Consider the following 9,216-nt stretch of genomic DNA (forward strand, 5'->3'; position numbering starts at 1 on the left):
ACCCGCGACCTGAGCAGCAGTCGCGGCAGTGGGCGCCGCAGCCGGTCGATCAACTCGGTGAAGCCATAGCGATGTTCGCGGCGAATTGCGAACTCCACCAATCTCGGTGGCGCCGGCACCGCGATTCCGCGCGCCACCAGCGATCGCGCAATGAACGTCGAGACGCCACCCAGGCGTTCCTCGGCCGCCAAATGTGCCGCAAGATCTCGCGCGGTCCACGACCCGCACCCGGCGTGCGCCGAGGCGCCGGCGGCACTCAAGGAGTGTGCGAGTGCCGCCCGCTCGGCCTCGATGTCCTCGGCGAGCGTCACCGTGGATCAGCCTGAGGCGCCCAGGATCTTGATTGCGAAGATGAGGGTGTCGCCCTGCCGGATGCCGGCGCTGGGCTGGCCGTCGGGGTAGCCGTCCGCGGAGGTCATGGCGACCGCGACCGTGGATCCGACGGTCTGGCCGACGATCGCTTTCTGGAATCCGGGGATAACGCCGTCGAGCGGGAAGTCCACCGGGGCGCCGCGCTTGTAGCTGCTGTCGAACACCGATCCGTCGCGTCCGTTGACACCCATGTAGCAGACGGACACCTTGGCCGTCGCCGGAACCACCGGGCCGTTGCCGGCCTGCAACGTGTGTACCTGGGTCGACGTCACGGTGAACGGCGCCGACACATCCACTCGGGGTGCGGCCGTTTCGGTCGATCCGGTGACCGCGACGCTGCCGGTGGCCCCGGTCAGGGTCCACTCCGGCGTGCCGGCGGCGGGGGCGGCCGTGGGGCAGGTGTCGGCGGCTACGGCCGTACCTGCCGCCGCGAAGGGCAGGGCAATTGCCGCGAGACTGGCCGTGACAGCAACGAAAGAGTGCATCCGAGTGGGTTTCACGTCCGCCACGTTACAGGCCGCATCGGGCATGATCTGCGGACCATGACCGACGCAAAGTGGCTCGTTCGGCCGGGACTCGGCACGTAGTCTCACCCACGTGCACATCGACGTCATGGCCCTGCCGCAGCCGTTGGCCAAGGTGACTGGCAAGTTCCGGTTCGGTCTTGGCACCCAGGTACGCACCCATGTGGTGCGCCGCTACGTCGCGGCGGTGGCCGAAGGCGCCGCGAAGGCGGGCCGTTCCCCGCACCGTCGGGGATCGATGAGGTCAGTGCCGTGCTGATCGGGGTGGCCGCAGCGCTGCTGGCCTGTTTCGGCTACGGGGTGGCCTCCGTTCTACAGGCCTATGGCGCACGTAGTTCCGCTGCCGCCGGCCAAGGGCAGGAAGACGGCAGACCGACCCTGCGCTCGACCGCCAACGCGGTTCTGACTACGGCGTTCATTGCCGGGATGGCCCTCGACGTCATCGGTTTCGCCGGAAACATCGTCTCGGCCCGGCTGATACCGCTGTTTCTGTCGCAGACCATCATCAGCGCCAATCTTGTCGTCACCGCGGTGCTCGGCATCGTTGTGCTCGGTGTTCGCCTGCACCGCCGCGACTGGACGGCGATCGCGACGGTGATCGTGTCACTGTGCGTGTTGGGGTTCAGCGCTGGTCAGGCCGGCACAGACACGTCGGGAACTGGGCTGCACTGGGCGCTGATGGTGGCGGCGCTGCTGATCGCGGCTCTCGGGGTTGGTCTCATCCGCTTCTTGGGGGCCCGTGCCGCGGCCGCAGCCGGCTTGGTCTCCGGTGTTCTGTACGGAGTGATGGCAATCGCGGTTCGGGTAGTCGACGGCGTCGATCCGCTGCGGTTGCCAGTTCTGCTAAAAGACCCGGCTTTCTGGACAATCGCTATCGCCGGAGCCGGTGGCTTCTACCTGTTTACCGTTGCGCTGCAACTGGGTTCGCTGAACGGTGCCGTTGCTGCTCTGGTCGTCGGCGAGACGGTGATGCCCGGCATCGTCGGCGTAACGCTGCTCGGAGACACCGCGCGACCCGGCTTGGACTGGTTGGTGGCGTTGGGTTTCTGCACCGCGGTCGGGGGTGCGGTGGCCGTTGCCATATTCGGTGCGGCCGAACATGTTCCGGCGGTACACGATTAGGGCCGGGTGGTCTTCCAGGGCTGCTCGTTACGGCGTTGCCGCTCCCGCTCGTTGGCTTGGTCCTTCACCCAGAAGTCCTCGAATCGTTCGTCGGGGTGCACGTTCGGCAGTCGATCCATCAGCTTGCTGAGTGCGCGTGGGGGCCTCGCCGGCTCCCATTGGGGAACCACGGTGCTCAGTGCGGCAAGGCTCTTGAGCACGACGAATACGGTGAACAGGGCGCTGGGTGCGTCAGTGGCGGCGATCGCGGCGAATCCGAGCAGCAGGGTCATGTGCACCACCATGACGCGGCCCAGCCCGACGTTGGCAGCGGTCTCGATATCTCGGAAGGACCAGCGGCGCAGATCGACCAGGTCGGTGAGGAATTCCATCGTCAGGAACAGCAATACGCCCAGGCATCCCCAGCCGACGCTGCGCCAGTCCAGAGCGAGCATCGCAAGCTCGGGCGCTCGATTGTGAATCAGCAGCGCCAGGATGGCCGCCAGGAACACGCCGTGGGCTGCGCAGAACACCAGGCTGATGAGCGCGAAGCCGCTCAAGAACGAAGAATGGGACGGGCCGCCGACTCCTGGGCCCCGGTAGCGGAAGTGACCGTATTTGGGGTTCAGGCGCTGGTGTACGGCGATGCGGGCTATCACCAGCAGGCACATCGTGACGTTCTCGAACCAGTACACGACCACGGTCGTTGCGCCCGACCAATGTTGACCGAACCAGCCGAATGCCGGGATGGCGATGACGCCGAGTACGGCGAACAGATGCAGGGGTGAGAATTTCGAGCGTCGCCGCGAATCCTGCCCGGATTCTGGCCCCGACTCAGGCAGGGTCACGCGTCGGCCATCCGACTCTGGCGAACCATTGCACGAGCATGGACGCTGCGAGCTCATCTGCGGGCGCGGTTCACAAACTTTCGGTTCGCGCTCGTGCACCGTCCAGCACCGCTTCGATCTCGTCCCATGTGCGGCGGATGATCTCGGCCACCGGCAGAAGATCGACGATCCGGGATGACACCTGGCCGGTGTTGGCGACGCTGGCTTCCATGTCGCCGTCGAAGTACAGCTCGGTGATCTTTCCCAGAAGTCGTGAATCCGGGTCGTGTGCAGCGACTCTGGCGGCCAGTCCGGTCCGCAGCACCCGCATGGTCGGATTGCCGGGGACGTCGAGAAGCACTGTGCCGGAATCGTTTGCGGCCACGATCGCGTCCTTGAAGTTCGCGTGCACCGCGGATTCATGGCTGGCCAACATCCGGGTGCCCATCTGCACGCCCTCGGCGCCCAACACCAGCGATGCCGCAGCCGACCGCGCATCGCAGATACCACCGGCGGCGATGATCGGCAGGTCCACGTTCTCGGCTACCAGCGGCAGCAGCACCATGGTTGAGGCGCCCAGCAGGGACTTGAAGCCGCCGCCTTCCACACCTTCGACCACCAGCGCATCGACACCGGCGTCGGCGGCTTTGAGCGCGCCCTTGAGTGAGCCGACAACGTGGACCACCGTCATGCCGGCGTCATGCAGCAGTTTGGTGAACAGTGCCGGGTCTCCGGCGGAGGTGAAGACGTGGCGCACGCCGGCTTCGGCCAATGTGTCGACGATCGACGGGTCGCTCTTCCAGCCTTGGATCATCAGGTTGGCCGCCACCGGTTTGTCGGTGAGCTCACGCACCCGCTGCAGATCGGCTCGCCCCTCGGGGGTGAGCGTCTCGATCACGCCGAGCCCGCCCGCCTCGGACACCGCCGCAGCGAGTTCGGCGCGCGCGATGTAGGTCATCGGGGCCTGGACGACGGGGTAGGCAACCCCGAGCAGGGATTGGATGCGGTTAGCCACGGTCTATTCAAGCATCATGACTGCCTTACGGCCTTGACCAGCGGCGGCACATCGACAGAGCGCCGTCGACGATCTCGTCGATGAACGAGTCGTCGACGGGTTCACCCGTTACGATCACCCGGTAGTGCATTCGGCTCACGAGCCATTCGGCAAGCGCGGCCACGTCGGCGTCGGGCGTGAGGTCACCACGGGCGATGGCCCGAACGAACGGCTTCTGGTCGCGAACTCGCTGATCATCTAGGTAGCGGGCCCGAAAGATCTGGGCAAGTTCTGGATCGTGCTGGATTTGCCCTACCAGTGCGCGATAGACGGCGCCCGCATCGTCGACGGTGAGGAAGTGGGCGGTAGCGCACAGATGGGCACGCAGATCGGACTCCAGGGTCCCGGTGTCGGGCGGTTCGAGTTCGGCGGTCGCATCTTCGAGGAAGGCGTCCATCAGGACATCCGTTTTGGAGCTCCACCAGCGGTAGACCGTCTGCTTGGCCACCCCCGCCGCCTTGGCGATGCCCTCGACAGTGACTCCCGCGAAACCCTTCTCGGCCAGCAGGTCGTCGGCGGCATGCAGGATGGCCTCGCGGGCCGCTTCGCTGCGTCCGTGCCGATTGCCGCGATGCGGCTGTGCGCTTGCCACAGCTCGATCTAACACCACCCCAATCTAGACAAGACGCAACGTCGCGTCTAATCTAGAAACATGACTGCAACCTTGAACCTCCCGGAATACACCTCGATCATCGACCGGCTTTTCGCTGACGCGCAGCGCGATGCCGACCGCCGCCAAGGAATCTCGCCCGGCGACTACACCGTCGAAGCACGGGCAGAGGCTTTTCAGGACATTTACCTCTCCGTGGCGCCTGACTCGGGCCGGCTGCTGTACAGCCTGGTTCGTGCGTTGAAGCCGACGACGATCGTCGAGTACGGCATGTCCTATGGGATCTCGACGCTGCATCTGGCCGCCGCGGTCCGCGACAACGGCATGGGCCACATCATCACCACCGAGATGAGCTCGCGGAAGCTGGCCGCAGCCCGAGCGACGTTCGCCGAAGCAGGGGTCAGTGACCTGATCACCATCCTCGAAGGCGATGCCCGCACCACTCTCAAGACCATCAGCGAACCTGTGCAGTTCGTGCTGCTCGATGGCTGGCCTGACCTCGACCTGACCGTGATAAAGCTTCTTGAGCCGGTGCTGGAAACCGGCGCACTGGTCGTCGGCGACAACGTGAACCTTGACCCAAGTCACGCCTACCTGGACTACGTTCGCGCGCCGGAGAACGGCTACGTCAGCAGCCCGCTGGCACTCGACAAGGGATTGGAACTGGCTGTCCGCGTGTAGCTTTGGCGGCAGGCTGCTGGGCCGGGGCTTCGTTAGGAAGCCTCGGCCCGCGCGCTGGGGGCGCTTCCCTCGAGCAGTACGCGTGCCACGAGCTCGGGATCGTCGGCCATCGGTACATGGCCGCACCCGGGCAGTCGGATGTGGCGGGCCTGGGGGAGTCGCTTCTCGGCGATCTTCGCTTGGTAGGGCAGCAGGATCCGGTCGCGCGCGGCCCACGCGACGGTCACCGGGATGTCGGCCGGGATCTCGCGGTCGAACACTTCGGCGGCCGGGAAGATCTTCTTCATGGCGGGAATGGCCCGCCGCATGCCGTTGAGGTCGCCCACGAATTCGTTGGCCGGGATCCGCTCGGGGTGGGCTGACACCACCCCGCCCATCAGGTGCCGTGCCCGCGGCGAACGAGCAAGCCTCGGCACCACCGGTGCCAGCAGGCGGGCGCTGGTCGTCAGGCACGTGAAGAGCAGACGGATATAGGCGAAGTCGATGGCGTTGTGCCAGTACGCCGCGGGGGAGAGCACGGTCGCGCTCGAGACCAGATTGTCGGCGGCGGCCTCCATCGCAATCCGGCCACCCAGGGAGTTCCCGGCAATGTGCGGGCGGTCAAGTCCCAGCTGGTCCAAGAGGCCGACCAGCTCGTCGCGCAGGGTTCCCTGTACGTCGTCGTTGCGAACGACAAACTCATGCGATTCGCCGTGGCCGGGCAGGTCGAAGAGCACCACGGTGCGGTGGTCGGTCAGGTGCTCGAGTACGGGATACCAGGCCTGCCTGCGGTGAGTGATCCCGTGGACGAGCACCAATGGCTCACCAGTTCCATGGATCTCGTACTTCAGCATGTCGGTGCTCCTTGTCGCGGATGCTGACCTCGCCCTTGGGCAACGGTAGCCCGGAGGGCGGTCCCGCGACCAGGATGGGTCCGAGGTGTGCATTGGACGACGCCGAGTTGCTTTCGGTGCTGATCTGACCTGGTGCCGCAATCGTAGTATTCACACTATGAGCATTTCGTCACCAGACGCTGCCGCCATGGCAGCCGCGACCATGGATCTACTCATCGCCGCGGTCGACGAGATTCGTCCTGACGAGTGGGACAAGCCATCGAATCTTGAGGGCTGGAGCGTGCGCGAGTTGGTGGCGCACACAATCGGAAGTACCGCCAAAGTTGGCGCACTGGTCCGGGGCGATGACATCTGGACTGCACCGTCAGCGCCGGCCGACTGGATGGCCGCCGATCCCGCCGGTCGACTCCGTGAGCTTGCCAGAGAGTTGCACGAATTGTTGCCCGGGGCAGACTTCGAGGCGCCCCGGCCTTCGCCGCAAGGCGAGGTCTCACTGCGTCGTGCGCTCGCCTTCCCGGTGGCCGACCTCGCGCTGCACAGCTGGGACATCCACCGGTCGCTGGGCCGCTCCGCGGAGTTACCGGATGACGTTGTGGCGTTCTGTCGCGCACTGGTCGATGCGGTGCCGGAACAGGCGTTGCGTCGTCCCGGCGGGTTCGGGCCGGCGCAGCAAGCACCCGAGCCATCAACGCCCACCTCCCGGCTGATGGCCTACCTGGGACGGGAGGTTGGCTCGTCGTCGTAGTGGGCAGCCCCAGATCCTTGGATCCGGCCACCGGAGGGGACCGGGTGCCTGCCCTCCAGGTGTAGTACGTCTCGAAAAGTGGTACCCCCCTGGATGCCCAGTACAGGTCGGCGTTATGAAGTGGTCGAGAGTCCCGAATCGGCGCTGCGGGGAGGCGTTGCTCAAGTAGGACAGGGCGTGCCGCGATGATCACATCGGTGGCGGAAGGATTCTTCACCGGAACAGGACAGGAAGCACGCCAGATCGTCGAGCTGGTCGCTGCATTCGGGCTGACCGCGCTCATCGGTCTGGAACGCGAGATCCGGGCCAAAAGCGCTGGGTTATGCACGCAGACGATTGTCGGTACGTCAGCGGCTTTGATACTGCTGATCAGCAAGTACGGGTTCGGCGACATTGTCGCCGCGGGCACGGTGATTCTCGACCCCTCGCGAGTAGCGGCTCAGATCGTTTCGGGCATCGGTTTTCTCGGTGCGGGCCTCATCATCACCCGCCGCGGTGCGGTCATCGGGCTGACTACCGCGGCCGCAATCTGGGAATCTGCTGCAATCGGGATGGCTGCCGCTGCGGGACTGCTGCTCTTGGCCGTCGTCGTGACCATGCTGCACTTTGTGATCGTGATCGGCATTGCCCCGTCGGTGCGAAGAATGGCGACCAGATTGCCCGGCTCGGTACGTGTGCATGTCATCTACCAGGACGGCCGGGGGATCTTGCGGCAGCTGCTGGAGACGTGCGATGTCCACGGTTGGCATCTGACCTCCTTGATCACCGACTCACCTGCTACGGCAGCTTTGCCGCTGAGGCAGCACACCACGACTGTCGATCATGTCGGTGTCACGATGACCTTGTCGGGTCCCCGGGTTGTCGAGGCCACGCGAATCCTCGCCGATATCAAGGGTGTCACCCGGATCGACCAACTCCACGACGACGCCGACTGACGTCACGTAACGGTTTCAGTTGGGCAAAGGTACTGCAGGCTACCGGCGGTGGCGGGACCGATCTCGCCCGTTCGGCCTTAGTGTTGGCTGCTATGGCGGGGATTTACAGTTGCGTGAAACGCTGCCGTACAGCGCTTCACGTCGCTGTTGCGGCAGTGATGGTTGTCATTCTCGGATTTGCGACCACCGCGGTGGCTCATGCGGCAGCGGCCACCGCTACGTTGTCGGTGACCTCGACATGGCAGACCGGCTTCATCGCCCGCTTCACCATCACCAACTGGAGCGCGGTGCCGATGAGCGATTGGCGCCTTGAATTCGACCTACCGGTCAATGAATCCATCTCGCACGCGTGGAACAGCAGCGTTGGCCGATCCGGCACGCACTATGTTCTGGCCCCGGCGAACTGGAATCGAATCATCGCGCCCGGCGGGTCCGCCACGGGCGGTTTTAGGGGCGTGCTGTCGGGGACGTACTCGCCACCGGTGAACTGCATGCTCAACAGGCAGCTTCGCTGCACCTAGCGGGCCCGTTCAGTCCTGCTTCGCTTCGTAGCGCAGTAGCACCGTGCCGCCCGGGAAGGTGCGGTTCTCCAACAGCCGCAGCGAGATCCATGACGGCAGGCTCGGGAAAAACGAGGTGCCGCCGCCCACGGCGGTGGGCGCGATCACGATCCGATACTCATCTACCAGTCCGGCCTGCACGATCGGTGCGGCCAGAGTCGCGCCGGCCACCTCCAGGTTGCCGTCGGTTTCAGCCTTCAACTTGCGCACCACCTCGACCGGGTCGCCGCGTTCCAGTCGGGAGTTCCAGTTGACCGACTCCAGGGTGCGCGAGAACACGACCTTGGGCATGGCGCGCCAGATGCGGGCGAAGTCGACGATCAACGGGGGAGCATCAGGGGCTTCATCGGCCGTCGGCCAGTATGCCGACATCAGTTCGTAGAGCCGCCGCCCGTACAACGAGAGCGCGGTTTCCCGCTCGAAGTCGTTCCAGTACTGGTGCAATTCGTCGCTTGGCTCGCTCCAGTCAATGCTGCCGTGCGCGTCGGCGATGTAGCCGTCCACCGACACGTTGAAGCCATAGATGAGCTTGCCCATGGAGATCAGTGTGCACTGGACATCGCCCGGGGCCAGGGGAGAATTGCTGTATGTCGCCCGCGCTCTGGATCATCGTTGCCTTGCTCGCCGTCGGAACGATCGCCGGCGGACTGATGCGGATGCGGGTGTGGTTGCAGAGACCGGTGCCGCCTGAGGTGATCGAGGCCGCGCACCGCGACGACGTCGAGGACGATTAGTCAGCGACAGAAGGGCTTAGATATTCACCGCAATGGCTCGGGCGTGAAGGTGACGTCGACACCGCAAACGGTCATCGTCACCTGGCCTTCCATCACCATTACCTGCGCCGAGACCCGTCGATCGACGGTCTGGGCCAGCTGCTGCACTGGCGCGTGCGGTATCTGTACCACCGACAGGTTCGGCAGCCCCGCCACTTTGGGGCCGACGGTGCGCCACCAGGTGGCCACGCCGGCGGCGAA

The 9,216-nt window shown here is 65.2% G+C and carries 15 protein-coding genes; 7 read left to right on the plus strand and 8 right to left on the minus strand.

The window, feature by feature from the left end; all coding sequences use genetic code 11:
• Both AC2VOG_RS19620 and AC2VOG_RS19625 read right to left on the minus strand, forming a co-directional pair.
• Nucleotides 1–311 (minus strand): maleylpyruvate isomerase N-terminal domain-containing protein (locus AC2VOG_RS19620; protein WP_486941495.1); only part of this gene is annotated, 311 nt, incomplete at its 3' end.
• A 6-nt stretch (nucleotides 312–317) separates the two neighbouring features.
• A complete protein-coding gene (locus tag AC2VOG_RS19625) occupies nucleotides 318–857 on the minus strand; it encodes an FKBP-type peptidyl-prolyl cis-trans isomerase (RefSeq protein WP_486941508.1) in 540 nt (179 codons plus the stop codon).
• Between the two features lie 112 nt (nucleotides 858–969).
• Here AC2VOG_RS19625 and AC2VOG_RS19630 point away from each other — a divergent pair, with 112 nt between their 5' ends.
• Nucleotides 970–1,155 (plus strand): hypothetical protein, encoded by a 186-nt coding sequence (locus AC2VOG_RS19630; protein WP_486941496.1) that lies wholly within the window; start codon nucleotides 970–972, stop codon nucleotides 1,153–1,155.
• A complete protein-coding gene (locus AC2VOG_RS19635; RefSeq protein WP_486941497.1) occupies nucleotides 1,149–2,018 on the plus strand; it encodes a DMT family protein in 870 nt (289 codons plus the stop codon). Before AC2VOG_RS19630 ends, AC2VOG_RS19635 begins: the two co-directional genes overlap by 7 nt.
• Here the strand turns inward: AC2VOG_RS19635 and AC2VOG_RS19640 are convergent.
• The 3 genes from AC2VOG_RS19640 to AC2VOG_RS19650 form a co-directional block, all read right to left on the minus strand.
• Nucleotides 2,015–2,839 (minus strand): DUF6498-containing protein, encoded by an 825-nt coding sequence (locus AC2VOG_RS19640; protein WP_486941509.1) that lies wholly within the window; start codon nucleotides 2,837–2,839, stop codon nucleotides 2,015–2,017. The two genes, AC2VOG_RS19635 and AC2VOG_RS19640, sit on opposite strands and share 4 nt — an antisense overlap.
• Nucleotides 2,840–2,915: 76 nt before the next feature.
• A complete protein-coding gene (locus AC2VOG_RS19645; protein ID WP_486941498.1) occupies nucleotides 2,916–3,839 on the minus strand; it encodes an NAD(P)H-dependent flavin oxidoreductase in 924 nt (307 codons plus the stop codon).
• A 25-nt stretch (nucleotides 3,840–3,864) separates the two neighbouring features.
• Complete coding sequence (locus tag AC2VOG_RS19650; protein WP_486941499.1) at nucleotides 3,865–4,470, minus strand: TetR/AcrR family transcriptional regulator; 606 nt, start codon at nucleotides 4,468–4,470, stop codon at nucleotides 3,865–3,867.
• A gap of 60 nt (nucleotides 4,471–4,530) precedes the next feature.
• Between AC2VOG_RS19650 and AC2VOG_RS19655 the strand changes: the two genes are divergently transcribed.
• A complete protein-coding gene (locus tag AC2VOG_RS19655; protein ID WP_486941500.1) occupies nucleotides 4,531–5,169 on the plus strand; it encodes an O-methyltransferase in 639 nt (212 codons plus the stop codon).
• A gap of 32 nt (nucleotides 5,170–5,201) precedes the next feature.
• Here the strand turns inward: AC2VOG_RS19655 and AC2VOG_RS19660 are convergent, their stop codons facing one another.
• On the minus strand, nucleotides 5,202–6,002 hold the full coding sequence (locus AC2VOG_RS19660) for an alpha/beta fold hydrolase (RefSeq protein ID WP_486941501.1): 801 nt from the start codon (nucleotides 6,000–6,002) through the stop codon (nucleotides 5,202–5,204).
• A gap of 157 nt (nucleotides 6,003–6,159) precedes the next feature.
• Between AC2VOG_RS19660 and AC2VOG_RS19665 the strand changes: the two genes are divergently transcribed.
• The 3 genes from AC2VOG_RS19665 (at nucleotide 6,160) to AC2VOG_RS19675 (ending at nucleotide 8,203) form a co-directional block, all read left to right on the plus strand.
• Nucleotides 6,160–6,747, plus strand: a complete 588-nt coding sequence (locus tag AC2VOG_RS19665; RefSeq protein WP_486941502.1) for a TIGR03086 family metal-binding protein — start codon at nucleotides 6,160–6,162, stop codon at nucleotides 6,745–6,747.
• A 185-nt stretch (nucleotides 6,748–6,932) separates the two neighbouring features.
• Nucleotides 6,933–7,682, plus strand: coding sequence for an MgtC/SapB family protein (locus AC2VOG_RS19670; protein ID WP_486941503.1), 750 nt, complete (start codon nucleotides 6,933–6,935; stop codon nucleotides 7,680–7,682).
• Nucleotides 7,683–7,774: 92 nt separating this feature from the next.
• Nucleotides 7,775–8,203: a cellulose-binding domain-containing protein gene (locus AC2VOG_RS19675; protein ID WP_486941504.1), complete on the plus strand. Its 429-nt coding sequence runs from the start codon at nucleotides 7,775–7,777 to the stop codon at nucleotides 8,201–8,203.
• Nucleotides 8,204–8,212: 9 nt separating this feature from the next.
• Here the strand turns inward: AC2VOG_RS19675 and AC2VOG_RS19680 are convergent, their stop codons facing one another.
• Complete coding sequence (locus AC2VOG_RS19680) at nucleotides 8,213–8,779, minus strand: dihydrofolate reductase family protein (protein WP_486941505.1); 567 nt, start codon at nucleotides 8,777–8,779, stop codon at nucleotides 8,213–8,215.
• A gap of 50 nt (nucleotides 8,780–8,829) precedes the next feature.
• On the opposite strand from AC2VOG_RS19680, the gene AC2VOG_RS19685 reads away from it, so the two are divergent.
• Nucleotides 8,830–8,976 (plus strand): hypothetical protein, encoded by a 147-nt coding sequence (locus AC2VOG_RS19685; RefSeq protein WP_486941506.1) that lies wholly within the window; start codon nucleotides 8,830–8,832, stop codon nucleotides 8,974–8,976.
• Between the two features lie 24 nt (nucleotides 8,977–9,000).
• On the opposite strand, the gene AC2VOG_RS19690 is transcribed toward AC2VOG_RS19685, so the two are convergent.
• Nucleotides 9,001–9,216 (minus strand): YaeQ family protein (locus AC2VOG_RS19690; RefSeq protein ID WP_486941507.1); only part of this gene is annotated, 216 nt, incomplete at its 5' end.

The organism is Mycobacterium sp. TH-M11 (genome assembly GCF_057473725.1).